We start from the raw sequence: 15,210 nt of genomic DNA, 5'->3' as shown, positions 1-15,210 counted from the left end.
CCTGCCGGAGACCCCCGCGCTCGCAAGGTGGATCAGCGTCGGCCGATCTCACCGCCGTCCTTGCGCCAGACCGCCACGACCGACGGACGCGGCTGCGAGTCGCCGCCGTCCGGCCAGTGCGACGCCGGCTTGTCCGCGCTCGCCCCGTCGAGCTCGCCCGGGTGCTGCACGCACACGGTCACCACGGTGTCCCGGACCACCGGGCCGCAGGTCTCCGCGCCGTGCGGCACCGTCAGGAACTGCTTGACCCGACCGCGCTCCGGGCCGTCGACCGGCACCGCGAACAGGCCGTCGTTGCTCTTCAGCGCGTTGCCGTCGGTGGAGATCCAGAGGTTGCCGTGCCGGTCGAACGCCACGTTGTCCGGGCACGAGATCGGGCTGACCTGCGACTTGTCGAACCCGCCGAAGTAGGTGCCCGCGTCGTTCGGGTCGCCGCACACCAGCAGCAGGTCCCAGCGGAACTTGGTGCCCGTCGCGTCGTCGTCGACCTCCAGCACGTGGCCGTGCTTGTTGCCGACCCGCGGGTTGGCCTCGTCCGGCGCCGCGTTGCCGGTCGAGCCGCGGTTGGAGTTGTTGGTCAGCGCGCAGTAGATGCGGCCGTTGACCGGGTTCGGCTGGATGTCCTCCGGCCGGTCCATCTTCGTCGCGCCGACCTTGTCGGCGGCGAGGCGGGTGAAGATGTAGACCTCTTCGGCGGTGAAGCCGGGCACGAACGACTTCTTGCCGCTGGCCAGCGGAATCCACTCGCCGGTGCCGTCGAAGACGCCGTCCGACGGCAGCTTGCCGGTGCCGTCGATCTCGCTCGCCGGGCTGTTGCCGGCGAACCGCGCGACGTACAGGGTGCCGTCGTCGAGCAGCGTCATGTTGTGCCGGCGGGCGTAGGCGCTGGTGCCCCGCTTCACCTTGCCGTTCGACACGAACTTGTAGATGTAGTCGAAGCGCTCGTCGTCGCCGGAGTAGGCGACCACCCGGCCGTCGTCGGCGATCTTGACCGCCGCGCCCTCGTGCTTGAACCGGCCGAGCGCGGTGTGCTTGACCGGCGTGGAGTCCGGGTCGTGCGGGTCGATCTCGACGATCCAGCCGAAGCGGTTGGCCTCGTTGGGCTCCTGCGCGAGGTCCCAGCGCTTGTCGAACTTCTCCCACTTGCGGGTGCTCGTGGTGCCCTTGATGCCGTAGCGGGCGTAGCGCGCCTTGGTCGCCGGGTCGGTGACCGAGTCGGCGTTGGCGAAGTACTGGTTGAAGTTCTCCTCGCCGGAGAGGATCGTGCCCCACGGCGTCAGGCTGCCCGCGCAGTTGTTCTGCGTGCCGAAGACCTTGGTGCCGGTCGGGTCGACCGACGTCTTGAGGTGGTCGCTGCCCGCGGCCGGGCCGCGCAGCTCGAACGGCGTGTTCAGGGTGATGCGCCGGTTGTACCGGCTCGGCTTCGGCTTGAGCCCGCCGCGCTGCTCCCGCTCCACGTACACCACCGAAAGGCCGTGCGCGGCCCAGGCGATGCGCACCTGCTCCTCGGTCGGGTTGTTCTCGTCGTAGCCGACGAACATGTGCGTTTCGGTGGTGTACTCGTGGTTGACCACCAGCAGGTTCTGCTTGCCGCTGCCGTCCAGCGGGACCAGTTCGGCGAAGTCGTTGTTGTAACCGAACTGCTTTTCCTGCGCGGCCGCGGTCTGCTTGCCGAAGTCGAACTCGGGCGCGCCCGCCACCACCGGGTCGCCCCAGCGGATCACGATGCCCTGGTCGTAGCCCTCGGCGGTGACCACGAGGTCTTCGGTGTTCGGGGCGACCGGGGTGAAGTCGGTGCCCGGGACGTTCCCGCTGCCGGGGCGGGCCGGCGGCGCCGGGGCGGCGGTCGCGGTTCCGGTGAGCGCCGCTGCGCCGCCGACGGCCAGCGCGATCACGCCGCTCGCCTTCAGCGCGGACCGGCGGCTGAGCACGCTCTCGACGATGTCGCCGAAGTAGGCGTTGGCCGAGGTGTTCGGGGCCTCGTGCGCGCATGCGTTGCCGCAGCGGTACTTGCAGGTGACCGAGGCGCGGTTCGCGGAGTGGTGGGAAAGCAGGGGGAGCGGGATTACCCGCCCGCTGTCCGGTCGGGAAGGCAAGCGGACCTCCAGGTGCTCGTCGGGGAACATCTGGAAGTTAGGTCGATCAGGCGATGGTTCCTGGACGCGAAGGTGAACGAGGCCTGAACAAGCGACGCAGAGTTATCAAAACGGTGCCGGGGCAACCGAAAAGGCCCAACGCAGCGTATCCGGACGGACACGGATCATCAGCAGTAGGGCCGCTGGTCGGTGAGCGAAGCGGCCACGTTCAGCCACACCCGGAACTGCCGGTAGACCTCCGGAACGGGGCCGCTGATCGCGACGGTGCGGTCGTCGCGGCCGGTGACGCCGGGGAGGTTCAGCAGCGTGCCGGCCACCGAAGCCGACTGCCAGCGCACCGCGAGCGTCGTGGTTTCCGGCGCGGGCCGCGGAGCCGGGAGCTCGCCGGTCAGGGCCGCGGCGGTCGCGGTTTCGATGGCATCGCGAGCCTCGGCGAGTGGCAGCAGTTCGGCGGCGAAGCGGCCGCGCGCATACTTCACCGCTGCGGTCCGCACGCCGGAATCCCATTCGGTCATCTCCGCGCACGCGGTGTCGTCGCCGGAGAGCAGCACCACCGGGACACCGAGCGCGGCGGCGGTGGCGTGGGTGAGGCCGATCTCGCCGGTGGGGCGGTCGTCGAGCCACATGTCCTCGATCTCGTGGCCCATGAAGCTGTGGCTGAGCACGCCCGACGTGCCTGCGCGCGAGTGGTAGCCGATGCAGAGCGCGGCGTCGAAGGTGCCGTCGAGCCCTTCGAGCATGCCCATGTTCTTGGGCTTGCCGCGGATCAGCCGGGCCGACGGGTGCAGCATGTCGGAGCGCAGGTTGCGCATCGGTCCGTGCGCGTCGTTGACGGTGATCTCCGTTGCCCCCGCGGCGATCGCGCCGCGGATCGCCGCGTTGACGTCCTCGGCCATCATCTGCCGACCGTTCTCGTAGTCGCGCCCGGCGGGCTGGACGTCTTGGGCGTCGACGAGGCCGGTGACGCCTTCCATGTCGACGCTCAGGTAGATCCGCATCCGCCACCTCCGAAGATCACCGGTCACCGCATGGTTTCACGCGACCGGGTGCTCAGCGAAGAGGATTGCCCCGCAGCCAGGTCAGAACCTGCTCGGCGTGCTCGTTGGGCGGGAAGATCGGGTAGTGGACGTGTTCGATCGCGCCGTCGCGGATGATCAGCGTCAGCCGCTTGTAGAGCGTCATCCCGCCGGCCTCGAACGTGGGCAGGTCGAGCGCGTCGGCCAGGCCCAGCGCGGGGTCGGACAGCATCTGGAACGGCAGGTGGAGCCGCTCGACGACCTCGCGCTGGTAGTCGGTGGACTGGCTGGACAGGCCGAACACGCGGGTCGCGCCGGCGTTGTGCAGGTCCTCGTGGTGGTCGCGGAAGCTGCACGCCTCGGGGGTGCAGCCACGCGCCCCGGGGATCGAGTCCCAGCCTTCCGGGAGGTCGGTGCCGGGGCGGCCGGTGAGCGGGTAGATGTAGAGCACCGCGCGGCCCGGACCGAGCGCGTCGACGCGGACCGTCTCGCCTCCTTTGCTCGGGAGTTCCAGGCGCGGCATCCGCATCCCGGGCAGGTGGTCCGCCGCGCCGTCGTCCTCGGGCACGGGCAGGTCTGCGGGCAGGTTCAGGTAGTCGTTCATCGGGTCCTCTCCGCTGGTCGCGCAGCTGTTGCGATGGGCGGCTTCTTGCAGGTGCGCGATCAGCACCGCGCGACGGGAGGTGAGCGCTTCGATCCGCTCGGTGAGCTCGTCGATCGCCTCCCGGTACCCGGCGAGCGAGGCCGGGCAGTCGTCCGCGTGCTGCCGCCCGGCCGCGAGGCAGTCGAGGAACGGCCGGGTGCGCTCGACGGGGATGCCCAGGTTGCTGAGGGCCTTGACCTCCCGAACCAGGCGTACGTCGGCCTCGTCGTAATCCCGGTAGCCGTTGGGCAGCCGTCCGGGGGCGATCAACCCCAGCGATTCGTAGTAGCGCACCGCTTTGGTCGTCACGCCTGCCCGCCGGGCCAGTTCGCTGATCCGCATTCCTGTCACCTCGACGAACGCTAAACCCCGCCCCCCGGGGGCAAGGTCAACCCGAGCGGGAAAATCGGTGTCGCCGGTGGTGCGTGCGTTGCTACGTTCCCCGCATGGCCTGTCCTGCTGCTTGTGCCTTCTTCATCCGGCTGCGTTCCGCTTAGGCGGCGCCGGATCTGTTTTCGCGTCGCCTTCCGCGTCCGGGCTCTCGTTTCCCGACGCGCGGTTCGTCGTGCGGTGATTCCACGCTGACCTGCGCTCGCGAGGGCCCGGTTCCGACCGGTCCGCGAACGCAGGAGCAGCCAACATGCCTTCCCGCCGGAATTCGGCGCGCGATCGTGCGCGCCGCGAACTCGGCCAGAACTTCTTGATCGACCGCGGCATCGCCCGCCGCATGGCCGATCTGCTCGATCCGTCGCCGGTTCCCGTGGTGGAGCTCGGCGCGGGACGCGGGGCCATCACCCGCGAATTGGCCCGCACCGGACGGCCGATCACGGCCGTGGAGCTCGACCCGCACTTGGCCGACGAGCTCCGCGGCAAGTGGCCTCGGGTGCACGTGATCACGGGCGACATGCTCGAATTCCGCTTCCCCGACACGCCGCACGCGGTGGTCGGCAACCTCCCGTTCGGCATCACGACCGCGATGACGCGACGGCTGCTGGGCATTCGGTGCTGGTCGGAGGCGGTGCTGCTGGTGCAGTGGGACGTCGCCCGGAAGCGAGCCGCGGGCGGCAACCAGCTGACCGCGCAATGGTCGCCGTGGTACGAATTCCGGCTCTGCGGCAAGGTTTCCGCTCGTTCGTTCCGGCCGGTGCCCGCGGTCGACGGCGGCGTGCTGAGGATCCTGCGCCGCGCTGGTCCGCTGGTGCCCTTCGGCGAACTCCGCCGCTACCAGCGGTTCGTCGAGGCGGTGTTCACCGGTCGCGGGCGGGGCCTGGGCGAGATCGTCCGCAACGTCACGGGATGCCGGGTCCGCGACCTGCCCGCGCTGCCCCGGGATCTCACGGCCGAAGGCTGGGCCCGCCTCTACACCGAAACCACCTGACCGCAAGTGGGCCACGAGCGCTCGCGGGATGACAGTTTCGCGCGAAACCGTCATCCCCAGGCGTGGAGAACGCCGTTTTCGCGCGAAAACGGCGCACGATCACCGCCGGTCAGGACTGCCGCCGCAGGAACTCTTCGAAGGTTTGCAGCCCCGGGTGCTGTTGGCGCAGGGCCGGGATGTCGGCCCGGTAGCCGCTCTCCTCGAACCACTCGAACATCCGGTCCCGCCCCTCGAACGGCCTCGGTTCGTAGCGGGTCGGGGTGCCGGTGACGCGCTGGATCGTCTCCGCGACCTGCTGCATGGTCGGCTCGTCGCCGGCGATTTCGAGCTGCCGGCCGAGGTAGCGCTGCGGGTCGTCCAGCGCGGTGGCCGCGAAGTAGCCGATGTCGTCGGGGGCGATCATCTGCAGCGAAGTCGCCGGGGCCAGCGGCAGCGAAAGGACCTGCTCGCCTGCATCGCCGGTGGTGCTGACCAGGTTGGTCATGAAGAACACCGGGCGCAGCACGGTGGCGGGCACACCGATGCGCCGGATGTGCTCCTCGATGGCGAACTTGCTCTCGAAGTGCGCGATGCCGGAGTCGCGCTCGGCGCCGCCGACCGAGCTGTAGACCAGGTGCGAGACGCCCGTCTCCAGCGCGACGTCGGCCACGGTCGTGCCCTGGCGGACTTCGGCGGCCAAGCCTGCCTCGTCCCACGCCAGGGCCTGCACGCTGTACACCGCGTCCGCCCCGGCCATCGCAGCGCGCAGGGAATCGGCGTCGTCCAGGTTGCCCCGGACCAGCACCGCGCCCGCATCCCGCAGCTCGCGGGCTGCGGGCTTCTCCGGGTCGCGCACCAGCGCGCGCACCGTCCAGCCGCGCGCCAGCAGGTGGCGGGCGGTCGCGCCGCCCTGGTTTCCGGTGGCACCGGTGACGAGAGCCGTCCGGCCGTCGGTCATGGGAACACCTTCCGTCGTAGCCACGCGATCACCGCCATCCTCGAACTTCGACCTTACTCGAGCTCAATTCGGTGTGACGCAGTGCACAACATGTGATCGCCGGGGGTGGCCGGGCGCCGGGGCCGGGGGCGGAGCGCCCGGCCACCATGCGGTCCGGCGAGGGGAGGGAGTTCGCCGGACCTAGCCTCGGTCAGATGCGCAGGCGCGCAAGGGTTTCGGTGTTCAGGCAGTGCCGCCCGGCGGACTCCGCTTCCCGTTGTCGCTCGGCCTCGACCTCTTCGATCAGCTGCCACACGTTCAACGCGCCATCACCCGCGCCGGCGTGCTGCGCGCGCGGAGCGCGGACCAGCAACATGCTCGCGATCAGCACGTTCACCAGAACCAGAGTGCTCACCTGAAGCCAGAACATGGTTTCTCCCTACCTTTGAAGTCGACGTTTCCGCTGGTCAGGACCCGTGTGCACTTTGTGTCGCCATAGCAGCAAAAAGTGCTCACGGGCCTGTGGCCCACCGAGCGCTGATGCGCCGCCAGCAGTCCATGCAGGTGTCCTCGTTGATCCACTCCAGCTCTCGCGGCAGTCGCTGCACCTGCCACGCATCCACCTCCACGCCGCAGAACGACGTCACCGCCGCATACGGCTCCGCCCGCTTCGCGGCCACGTCGAACGCATGCCGCCCGACCCCCACCGGCCGCCAAAACCAGTCCACACCAGCACTTTCGAACATCCCCGCCTCCTGGTGCCATTTACTTGATGTGGTGCTGGCACCACTATCTCGAAGCTGTCACCTTGTGTGCAATCACACTTACGGGCGGTGAGGATCTCTCTCTAGGATCTGGTGCATGCCTGGCACCAGTAGCGGGAGTCCCAGGGCCCGCGCCCTGGGAGCAGAACTCAGAGAAGCGCGTCAGCGACAGAACCTCTCAGTGCGCGAGCTCGCTCGACGACTTGGAACATCGCACACGCTGATATCGCGCTACGAGACCGGCGCAAGGCTCCCGAGACCAGAGGATGTGGCGAGCATCCTGCAAGAACTCGGCGTCACGGGCGAGCATCGAGAACGCGCACTGGATCTAGCCCGACAGGCAGGCGACCCGAACTGGTTGGCCCTGGGAAGCTCCGGGAGCGGTCGTCCGCTGGCGAGTTACATAGATTTCGAGCGAAGTGCCACGGAGATCATTGACGTCGCACCGCTTCTGATTCCAGGTTTGCTGCAGACCGCCGACTACGCACGGGTGGCCATGACGGGCAGTCGCTCCGGAGAGGCCGAGACCAGGCTGATGCTTCGGCTGGCTCGGCGCGAGATCCTCACCCGCCGCAATCCCGTGAAGCTACATGCCTTGATCTGCGAAGACGCATTGCGCCGCCCGTTCGGCGGCCAGCAGGTTCAGCACGAGCAACTGCTGCACCTGACCTCAATGGCGGAGATGGCCAATGTGGACATCCAGGTGCTTCCTGCGCAGGACTCGAAGTGGAACGCGTCCTTGGTCGGCCCGTTCGTCTACCTGAGCTTCCCGAAGGCACTTCCCATCGTCCACCTGGAGCACTACAGGTCTTCCGCCTTCTTGTACGACAAGAAGGTGGTCGCGGACTACCAACGCGCGGCCGATGAACTGCGAGAACAAGCGCTGAGCTCTGACGCGTCGTTGCAGCTGATCAGAGTACTGGCCGCTGAGATTGGAGAGACCGACCGATGATGGAAGCTGAGATGACATGGCGGAAGTCCAGCCGCTCTGGACCCGACACCAACTGCGTCGAGGTCGGCTTCACACTCGATGCCGTCGGGGTACGCGACACGAAGGATCGGGACGGTGGGCACTTAGCCGTGCCGGTGCCGAGCTGGCACCGGTTCATCGGCGCCGTCAAGGACGGCACCTTCGACCGATAGCGGGGGTGGCGCGGGACACCGTTGACCGACTGTGGAGCCCGCCTCCGCTGCGCTGCGGGCCGACCACCGAGCGTTGCGATCGGCGCCCGGAAAAGACCAGGTCCTTCATTTCCGGAACCTGCGGCCTCTACCCTGCGTCGTAGGCTTTGCAGTTGATCGGCGGCTGAGAGGTTGCGGACGTGTACATCGAGGAGACCGGCGCGGGAGACGGTGACATCAAGGTCACCGTCGAGGGCGAGGAGTACACCGCCGAGGCCAACTACGACCTCGACGGCGATGGCATCGACGAGACGGTCGCCGTGATGACCGACGACGGCTACGTCGCGTACATCGACGAGAACGGCGACGGTCAAGCCGACCTCATGCAGTCGATCGACAGCGATGGCGTGGTCGTCGAGCAGGCCCGCTTCGACGCGGAGACCGGCGGGTGGGCCGGCGAGGCGCCCCAGCAGCACCCGGGCGGCGCCGACCCGGACGACCAGCAGCACGGCCGGTCGATGGTCATCGACACGCCGCAGGGCGACATGCAGGTCGGCCCGGCCACCGAGGACACCAACCAGGACGGCATCGCCGACACGGCGGTCGTGGAGACCGAGGCCGGCGGCACCATGCTGGTCACCGACGTCGACGGCGACGGGTCCGCCGACCAGGTCGTGGAGATCAGCCAGACCGGCGACGTGACGATCTCGCACCACACCGGCGACGGCCAGTGGACCGTGGTCGAGCAGGGCAAGATGACCGACGACGGCCAATACGCCCCGAACCAGGCGACCGGCGCGACCGACGACGCGGCCTGGACCTTCGACGACGCGGCCCAGCCGCACGCCGCCAACGTCGACACGCACAGCGGCGGTGCGGGCGGTGGCGCGGGCGGCGCGGGCGGCGGACAGCGCGGCGGCGCGGCGGACTCCGACGAGGTCTGGGGCTGACCGCTCGGCTCGATTCCCACCCCGCCCGATGCGCATCGGGCGGGGTTTTTCACGTCCGCGGCGGGGATCAACCGCCATTCGGTCGATGCCTGCGCGTAACCCGGTGTTCGCGAACACGTCCGGTTCGCCGGAAATTCTGGATCCAAGCGATCCCGGCACGGCGAGATTTTCGTCCAGACCACTACTCAGGTCGCTTCTGAATCGATTCCCTTATCGTTCTTGTGAGAGAACGAACATGGCTGATCTCCATTGCGCGCCCGATCCGCCGTTAGCCTCGGTGCATCCCTTTTTCACTTCGCCCGGTCTTCGGGGCGGGCGAAGCTTTCCCTGTAAAGGCCGACGGGAGACCCCGTCGGCGAATCCGGGCTGTGGCGCCCAGTCAGGAGACGCGGAGCGATGACCGCATTGACCATCCCAGGTCTCGACCAGGCACCGACCACGCACGAGCGCCTGTTGTCGTGGGTGCGCGAGGTCGCCGAGCTGACCACACCCGACCAGGTGGTGTGGTGCGACGGTTCGCAGCAGGAATGGCAGCGGATGACCGATCGTCTCGTCGAGGCGGGCACCTTCACCCGCCTGGCGAACAAGCCGAACTCGTTCTACGCGGCTTCGGACCCCTCGGACGTGGCGCGCGTCGAAGAGCGCACCTACATCTGCTCGGTCGAGGAGAAGGACGCCGGGGTCACCAACAACTGGATGGACCCCAACCAGATGAAGGCGACCATGACGGAGCTCTACCGGGGCTGCATGCGTGGTCGCACGATGTACGTCATCCCGTTCTGCATGGGCCCGCTGGACGCCGAGCCGCCGAAGCTGGGCGTGGAGATCACCGACTCCGAGTACGTCGTGGTGTCGATGCAGATCATGACCCGGATGGGCGCGAAGGTCCTGGAGCGGCTGGGCGAGGACGGCGACTTCGTACCCGCGCTGCACTCCGTGGGCGCGCCGCTGGAGCCGGGGCAGCAGGACGTGCCGTGGCCGTGCAACGACACCAAGTACATCACGCACTTCCCCGAAGAGCGGATGATCTGGAGCTTCGGCTCCGGCTACGGCGGAAACGCGCTGCTGGGCAAGAAGTGCTACTCGCTGCGCATCGCCTCGGCGATGGCCCGCGACGAGGGCTGGCTGGCCGAGCACATGCTGATCCTGAAGCTGATCTCGCCGGAGGACAAGGTCTACTACGTCGCGGCCGCGTTCCCGTCGGCCTGCGGCAAGACCAACCTCGCGATGCTGCGGCCCACCATCCCGGGCTGGAAGGTCGAGACCCTCGGTGACGACATCGCGTGGATGCGCTTCGGCGAGGACGGTCGTCTGTACGCGGTGAACCCGGAGGCCGGCTTCTTCGGCGTCGCGCCGGGCACCAACTGGAACACGAACCCGCACGCGATGGAGACCATCGAGAAGGGCAACTCGCTGTTCACCAACGTGGCCCTCACCGACGACGGCGACGTCTGGTGGGAGGACATGGAGGGCGACCCGCAGCACCTCACCGACTGGAAGGGCCGCGACTGGACCCCGGACAACGGGGAGAACGCCGCGCACCCGAACTCGCGGTACTGCACGCCGATGTCGCAGTGCCCGATCCTGGCGCCGGAGTGGGACGACCCGAACGGCGTGCCGATCTCGGCGATCCTCTTCGGCGGCCGCCGCAAGACCACGGTGCCGCTGGTGAACGAGGCGTTCGACTGGCAGCACGGCGTGTTCATGGGCGCCACGCTGTCCTCGGAGAAGACCGCCGCGGCGGCCGGCAAGGTCGGCGACGTGCGGCGCGACCCGATGGCGATGCTGCCGTTCATCGGCTACAACGTCGGCGACTACTTCCAGCACTGGGTGAACATCGGCAAGTCCGCCGACGCCACCAAGCTGCCGCGGATCTTCTACGTGAACTGGTTCCGCCGCGGTGACGACAAGCGCTTCCTGTGGCCCGGGTTCGGCGAGAACTCGCGCGTGCTCAAGTGGATCGTGGACCGGCTGGAGGGCAACGCCGCCGCCGCCGACACCGCGATCGGCCGGGTGCCCTCGGCCGAGGAGCTCGACCTGACCGGGCTGGACACGCCGACGGCCGACGTCGACGAGGCGCTGAAGGTCGACGTCGAGGAGTGGAAGGCGGAGCTGCCGCTCATCGAGGAGTGGTTCGACACCGTCGGCGACTCGCTGCCGAGCTCGATGCGCGACGAGCTGGAGGCCCTGAAACAGCGTCTCGGTCACTGACCGAGCGACCCCCGGACGGGTGGATCCGCGAAGCGACGTGGGAAGCTTCGCGTCCACCCGTCCGGCGCGGAGCTCCAGCGCAGTGTGCGCAATCGTGCGGCGTTTCCCCAAGAGAGCTGAAGCTCTTTCGGGGAAACGCCGTTTTCGTTTTCGCCGACGGGTGGATCTACGCAGCCCGGGGGAGCAGATCCGGGGATTTCAAACGATCAGCAACCCGGCGGACACTGTGTGCGTCCCAGTGATTACCGCCGAAAACGGCGCGCCGATACGAGGGGGTGTGTCATGGCTGATCTGGCCATGTTGGCGTTGTCCCTGATCGCGGTCGCTGCGGTGTTCGTTTCGCTGCGCAGGGAGGACGCCGAAGTCGACGAGCAGTCGGAGGCCGGTGAGATCGACCGGCTGCACCGGGACACCATTCCGATCCGGAGGAGGCCACAACTGCGATGAGTGCAAGGCGTCTCAACGGCCCGCGGGCGGCGAGCGGATCGAATCCACTCCCCGCCCGCGAGCTTTTTGCGCGCTGCCAAGCCCTTTTCCGAGATCAGCCGAGCACGCCGGACAGCCGGTCCAGCTCGTCCAGCAGGCTCCGACCGCCGGACTCGCGGCTGCGCACCCCGGCCGGCTCCGGCGCCGGAGTGCCCTGGCAGGCCAGGTCTCGCCCGGGCACCACGCCGTCAAGCAGGTACGCCGTGGTCGCGTCGTCCACGCAGGCGTTTCCGATGCCGAAGACCCCGTGGTCGCCTTCGCCGCGGACGGTGATCATCCGCGAGCCCTGGAACTTCCGGTGCGCGACCTCCGCGCCTTCCCACGCGGTCGCCGGGTCGTTCTCCGACTGGAGCATCAGCACCGGCGGGAGGCCCTTGCCCGTGATCTTCGGCAGGTTCACGTCCGGGCGCTCCCAGAACACGCACGGCTGCACGATCGAGTAGTAGCCCATGGTCGGGAACAGCCGCCCCTCGACGCCGGACCGCGCCACCACCGACTCGGGGGAGCCCCGGAATTCCGTGTCGTTGCAGCGGATCGAGTACAACGTCGCCGCCATGCTGTCGCTCGGATCGGCCTGCATCGGCATGGTGCGGGCCCGCGCCTGCGCGAGCACCGGAGCGGCCTCGCCCGCGCCGTCCCGCAGCGCCGCGAGCGTGCCGCCCAGCTGCGGGAACGCGAACTTCGAGTACATGCTCTGCACCACCAGGTTGTCGAGCGCGGCGTGGTCGACCGGCGGGCCGTCCGGCGACGGCAGCGGATTCGCCTTCAGCGCCGCGCGCAGTTCGTCCACAGTGGCCTGGACCTGCCGCGGATCGGCGCCCAGGTGGTAGGTCGCGTCGTGCGCGGCCAGCCAGGGCAGCACGTCCTCGCGCCAGCGGCGCTCGAAGGCCATCGGCTGCCAGCGGAACACCTCCTGCCAGCTGCCGGTGAACTCGGCGTTCGAGTCGAGCACCACCTTGTCCACCGACTGCGGGAAGTAGGTGGCCAGGTAGGCGCCGAGCCAGGTGCCGCCCGAGACGCCGTACCAGTTGATCTTCTCGCGCTGCTCGACCTGGCGGAGCAGGTCGAAGTCGGCCACCGTCTGCTCGGTGGTGACGTAGCGGCCGAGCTCACCGCTGTGCTCCTGGCAGTCGGCGGCGAGCTGCCGGGTCATGTCCATCAGCGCCCCGATGCTCTCCGGGCTGCGATCCCGGACGTCCATCCCGGGCACCGCCTCCTGCGGTCCACAGGAGACAGTGCTGCTGTTCCCGGTGCCGCGCACGTCGATGCCGTAGACGTCGAAGGCGTCCATCACCTCGGGGATGCCCATGGTGAGCATCGCCAGCGGCATGCCGAGGCCCGCGCCGCCGGGTCCGCCGGGGTTGGTGAACAGCGCGCGGTCACCGGGGCCGTCGGCGGGCGACAGCCTGGTGACCGCGATGCTGATTTCCTTGCCGTTGTCCGGGTTGTGCCAGTCCATCGGCGCGGTCATGGTGCCGCACTGGAGGCGCTCGGATCCCGGCGGCAGGTCCGGCGGGAGTTCGGGCGGGAAGCACGGTGCCCACTGGATCCGCTGTTCCGCGAACTTCGCCGGCACCTCGAACGGCGGCTGGGGTGGCGCCTGCTGGGCGAGAGCCGGCTGGGCAGCGACCAGCAGCACCCCCAAGGCTGCGGTAACCCCTAACGCGCGCAAGGAATTTCGCACCGGATCCCCTCTCACGTTGCGTTCACTTGAATCTGCAAGATCATTCGATCAGGTGAACACAAGAGCGAGGTACTGCCGCTTGTCGAAACTATCCGTGACAAATGTCAGGAGCTTCCGGCCGCAGGAACGCAATTTCTCGAGAAATGTACGTTCACCCCGACGAACGTCGATTTCTCGGGAAATCGCACCCCTGCCTTGAAAAGTGATCCAGGTCACCTGGAACTCGAAGGGTGTCGCGGACAGGACTGGGCGTGGGAGAGACATTGCGCAGCCGGGTGCGAGCCGGGGATCCGGCCGCATTCGCGCGGCTATTCGACGAACACGCCCGAGCCGTCTTCCGCCACGCCGCCCGGCTCACCGACCACGCCACCGCCGAGGACATCACCCAGCTGACGTTCCTGGAGGCCTGGCGGATCCGGGACCGGGTGCACGCCGACGGCGAATCGCTGCTGCCGTGGCTGCTCGGCATCGCCACCAACGTCCAGCGCAACGTCTCCCGCGCGGCGCGGCGGCACCAGGCCGCGCTGGCCCGGACCCGGCCGCAGGACACCGTCCCGGACTTCGCCGACGACGTGGCGGGCCGGATGGACGACGCCGAACGCGTCGCGGCCGCGCAACGCGCGCTGGCCGAGCTCCGCCGCGGTGAGCGCGAGGTCTTCACGCTGTGCGTCTGGTCCGGCCTGGACTACGCGGCCGCCGCGGAAGCCCTCGGCGTCCCGGTCGGGACGGTGCGCTCCCGGCTGTCGCGCGCCCGCGCGCGGCTGCAGAAGCTCGCCGACGCCGAAATGCAGAACCTGCGCGTGGCGGCGGAACCCGCGCCCGCAGCCGGACAGGAACGGGGTGGACGCCCGATGGCGTCCCGTTCGCCGCAAGGGAGGAACCGATGAAGGCCATGCGACGCGGGTCGCGCGAAGAGGTCGACCGCGCCGAACTCGCTCACCTGCTGCCGTCCCCGGCCGAGCCCGAGCTGTCCGGCGAGCGGTTCACCGTCCTCAGGGAGAACCTCATGCAGGAGATCCACCAGCAGCCCCGGACCCACGCCCGCCCGGCGCGGAGCAGGCGGTGGGCCCTGGCCGCCGTTCCGCTGACGATCGCCGCCATCACCGCCGGCGTGTTCGTGCTGCAGTCCGGCCCGAACGCCGGGCAGGCCGCAGCGGCCGAGCAACTGGGCCGGATCTCGGCGGCGGCCGCCGCGAAGCCAGCGCCCCAGGTCCGGCCCGACCAGTACGTCTACATCAGGAGCGTCGGCGCGGACTCCACCGCCGACGGCGACACCGGCGGGCCGTTCGTGCTGGGACCGGTGCAGGAGCGGGAGATCTGGTTCGCGCAGCGGCAGGTCGCTCCCGGCTCGCCCGCCGGCGCGATCCGCGAGGGCTCCGAGCCGATGTTCGAGCTGATCAAGCACGCCGACCAGACGCCCACCTACGAGGAGCTCCAGAAGCTTCCGACCGATCCCGACGCGCTGCTGGCCTGGGCGCGGGAGAACTCCGGCAGCGGCGGTTCGAAGGACCGGCGGACGTTCGACAAGCTCGGCGACCTGATCCAGGAAGCCCTGCTGCCGCCGGACCTGGCCGCGGCGGTGTACCAGGCGGCGGCGAAGATCCCCGGCGTGGAGCTGGGCGGCCAGGCGCAGGACGCCGAGGGCCGCACCGGCCTGGTGGTGAGCTACCTCGACGAGGACGCCGGCATGCGCAAGCAGTGGATCTTCGACCCGCAGACCCTGGAGTACCTGGGGAAGCGGACCGTGCTCGCCGAGGACAGCAGCTTGGGCGCGGGCGGATCGCTCGTGGAGACGAAGGCCGTGCTGGAGCGGAGCGTGGTCGACGGGATCGGGCAGGTTCCGGCCGGGCGGTAGGCGCACCGGGTGGCGGCGGTTTCGCGCCATGCTGCCGGGCGGGTGAGATCCTGACGGCATGAGCGGCAACGACTTCGACGAGATCGGCT

At 69.1% G+C, this 15,210-nt stretch carries 15 protein-coding genes; 8 read left to right on the top strand and 7 right to left on the bottom strand.

Features of this window, described 5'->3' with window-relative positions:
* Positions 1 to 32: 32 nt before the first annotated feature.
* From ACWEV3_RS18405 to ACWEV3_RS18395, 3 genes are all read right to left on the bottom strand, one after another.
* Positions 33 to 2,126, bottom strand: coding sequence for a PhoX family protein (locus ACWEV3_RS18405; protein ID WP_452615031.1), 2,094 nt, complete (start codon positions 2,124 to 2,126; stop codon positions 33 to 35).
* Positions 2,127 to 2,263: 137 nt separating this feature from the next.
* A complete protein-coding gene (locus ACWEV3_RS18400) occupies positions 2,264 to 3,094 on the bottom strand; it encodes a M55 family metallopeptidase (RefSeq protein ID WP_452615030.1) in 831 nt (276 codons plus the stop codon).
* Positions 3,095 to 3,146: 52 nt separating this feature from the next.
* Positions 3,147 to 4,097: a MerR family transcriptional regulator gene (locus ACWEV3_RS18395; protein ID WP_452615029.1), complete on the bottom strand. Its 951-nt coding sequence runs from the start codon at positions 4,095 to 4,097 to the stop codon at positions 3,147 to 3,149.
* A gap of 298 nt (positions 4,098 to 4,395) precedes the next feature.
* On the opposite strand from ACWEV3_RS18395, the gene erm reads away from it, so the two are divergent.
* Positions 4,396 to 5,133: a 23S ribosomal RNA methyltransferase Erm gene (gene erm / locus ACWEV3_RS18390; RefSeq protein WP_452615028.1), complete on the top strand. Its 738-nt coding sequence runs from the start codon at positions 4,396 to 4,398 to the stop codon at positions 5,131 to 5,133.
* A gap of 109 nt (positions 5,134 to 5,242) precedes the next feature.
* On the opposite strand, the gene ACWEV3_RS18385 is transcribed toward erm, so the two are convergent.
* The 3 genes from ACWEV3_RS18385 to ACWEV3_RS18375 all read right to left on the bottom strand — a co-directional run bounded on the left by ACWEV3_RS18385 (position 5,243) and on the right by ACWEV3_RS18375 (position 6,795).
* Positions 5,243 to 6,070 (bottom strand): NmrA/HSCARG family protein, encoded by an 828-nt coding sequence (locus tag ACWEV3_RS18385; protein ID WP_452615027.1) that lies wholly within the window; start codon positions 6,068 to 6,070, stop codon positions 5,243 to 5,245.
* Positions 6,071 to 6,260: 190 nt separating this feature from the next.
* A complete protein-coding gene (locus ACWEV3_RS18380; protein ID WP_452615026.1) occupies positions 6,261 to 6,464 on the bottom strand; it encodes a hypothetical protein in 204 nt (67 codons plus the stop codon).
* A gap of 97 nt (positions 6,465 to 6,561) precedes the next feature.
* Positions 6,562 to 6,795 carry a zinc finger protein gene (locus ACWEV3_RS18375; protein WP_452615025.1) on the bottom strand — a complete coding sequence of 78 codons (234 nt, stop codon included), beginning with the start codon at positions 6,793 to 6,795 and terminating at the stop codon, positions 6,562 to 6,564.
* A gap of 115 nt (positions 6,796 to 6,910) precedes the next feature.
* Here ACWEV3_RS18375 and ACWEV3_RS18370 point away from each other — a divergent pair, with 115 nt between their 5' ends.
* The 5 genes from ACWEV3_RS18370 (at position 6,911) to ACWEV3_RS18350 (ending at position 11,543) form a co-directional block, all read left to right on the top strand.
* Positions 6,911 to 7,765, top strand: a complete 855-nt coding sequence (locus tag ACWEV3_RS18370) for a helix-turn-helix domain-containing protein (protein WP_452615024.1) — start codon at positions 6,911 to 6,913, stop codon at positions 7,763 to 7,765.
* Between the two features lie 11 nt (positions 7,766 to 7,776).
* Positions 7,777 to 7,956 (top strand): DUF397 domain-containing protein, encoded by a 180-nt coding sequence (locus ACWEV3_RS18365; RefSeq protein WP_452615023.1) that lies wholly within the window; start codon positions 7,777 to 7,779, stop codon positions 7,954 to 7,956.
* A gap of 179 nt (positions 7,957 to 8,135) precedes the next feature.
* Positions 8,136 to 8,885: a DUF6802 family protein gene (locus tag ACWEV3_RS18360; RefSeq protein WP_452615022.1), complete on the top strand. Its 750-nt coding sequence runs from the start codon at positions 8,136 to 8,138 to the stop codon at positions 8,883 to 8,885.
* Positions 8,886 to 9,281: 396 nt separating this feature from the next.
* Positions 9,282 to 11,096 (top strand): phosphoenolpyruvate carboxykinase (GTP), encoded by a 1,815-nt coding sequence (locus tag ACWEV3_RS18355; protein ID WP_452615021.1) that lies wholly within the window; start codon positions 9,282 to 9,284, stop codon positions 11,094 to 11,096.
* A 282-nt stretch (positions 11,097 to 11,378) separates the two neighbouring features.
* Complete coding sequence (locus tag ACWEV3_RS18350; RefSeq protein WP_165968264.1) at positions 11,379 to 11,543, top strand: hypothetical protein; 165 nt, start codon at positions 11,379 to 11,381, stop codon at positions 11,541 to 11,543.
* Between the two features lie 94 nt (positions 11,544 to 11,637).
* Here ACWEV3_RS18350 and ACWEV3_RS18345 read toward each other — a convergent pair whose 3' ends face one another.
* The gene (locus ACWEV3_RS18345) at positions 11,638 to 13,266 is read right to left on the bottom strand and encodes an alpha/beta hydrolase (RefSeq protein ID WP_452615020.1); all 1,629 of its coding nucleotides are present in this window, start codon (positions 13,264 to 13,266) and stop codon (positions 11,638 to 11,640) included.
* 251 nt (positions 13,267 to 13,517) lie between these two features.
* Between ACWEV3_RS18345 and ACWEV3_RS18340 the strand changes: the two genes are divergently transcribed.
* Complete coding sequence (locus ACWEV3_RS18340) at positions 13,518 to 14,153, top strand: RNA polymerase sigma factor (protein ID WP_452615019.1); 636 nt, start codon at positions 13,518 to 13,520, stop codon at positions 14,151 to 14,153.
* A complete protein-coding gene (locus ACWEV3_RS18335) occupies positions 14,150 to 15,121 on the top strand; it encodes a CU044_5270 family protein (RefSeq protein ID WP_452615018.1) in 972 nt (323 codons plus the stop codon). The genes ACWEV3_RS18340 and ACWEV3_RS18335 overlap by 4 nt, the downstream gene beginning before the upstream one ends.
* The last annotated feature ends 89 nt before the right edge of the window (positions 15,122 to 15,210 follow it).

The organism is Saccharopolyspora sp. NPDC003752 (assembly GCF_053605825.1).
Note: the sequence above shows the minus strand (reverse complement) of the source record. Positions and strands in the feature narration are given on the sequence as shown.

Excerpts from the sequence above, each read along its gene's own strand:
- ACWEV3_RS18405 (WP_452615031.1), bottom strand. The coding sequence starts at position 2,126 with ATGTTCCCCGACGAGCACCTGGAGGTCCGCTTGCCTTCCCGACCGGAC.
- ACWEV3_RS18400 (WP_452615030.1), bottom strand. The coding sequence starts at position 3,094 with ATGCGGATCTACCTGAGCGTCGACATGGAAGGCGTCACCGGCCTCGTC.
- ACWEV3_RS18395 (WP_452615029.1), bottom strand. The coding sequence starts at position 4,097 with ATGCGGATCAGCGAACTGGCCCGGCGGGCAGGCGTGACGACCAAAGCG.
- erm (WP_452615028.1), top strand. The coding sequence starts at position 4,396 with ATGCCTTCCCGCCGGAATTCGGCGCGCGATCGTGCGCGCCGCGAACTC.
- ACWEV3_RS18385 (WP_452615027.1), bottom strand. The coding sequence starts at position 6,070 with ATGACCGACGGCCGGACGGCTCTCGTCACCGGTGCCACCGGAAACCAG.
- ACWEV3_RS18375 (WP_452615025.1), bottom strand. The coding sequence starts at position 6,795 with ATGTTCGAAAGTGCTGGTGTGGACTGGTTTTGGCGGCCGGTGGGGGTC.
- ACWEV3_RS18370 (WP_452615024.1), top strand. The coding sequence starts at position 6,911 with ATGCCTGGCACCAGTAGCGGGAGTCCCAGGGCCCGCGCCCTGGGAGCA.
- ACWEV3_RS18365 (WP_452615023.1), top strand. The coding sequence starts at position 7,777 with ATGACATGGCGGAAGTCCAGCCGCTCTGGACCCGACACCAACTGCGTC.
- ACWEV3_RS18355 (WP_452615021.1), top strand. The coding sequence starts at position 9,282 with ATGACCGCATTGACCATCCCAGGTCTCGACCAGGCACCGACCACGCAC.
- ACWEV3_RS18350 (WP_165968264.1), top strand. The coding sequence starts at position 11,379 with ATGGCTGATCTGGCCATGTTGGCGTTGTCCCTGATCGCGGTCGCTGCG.
- ACWEV3_RS18335 (WP_452615018.1), top strand. The coding sequence starts at position 14,150 with ATGAAGGCCATGCGACGCGGGTCGCGCGAAGAGGTCGACCGCGCCGAA.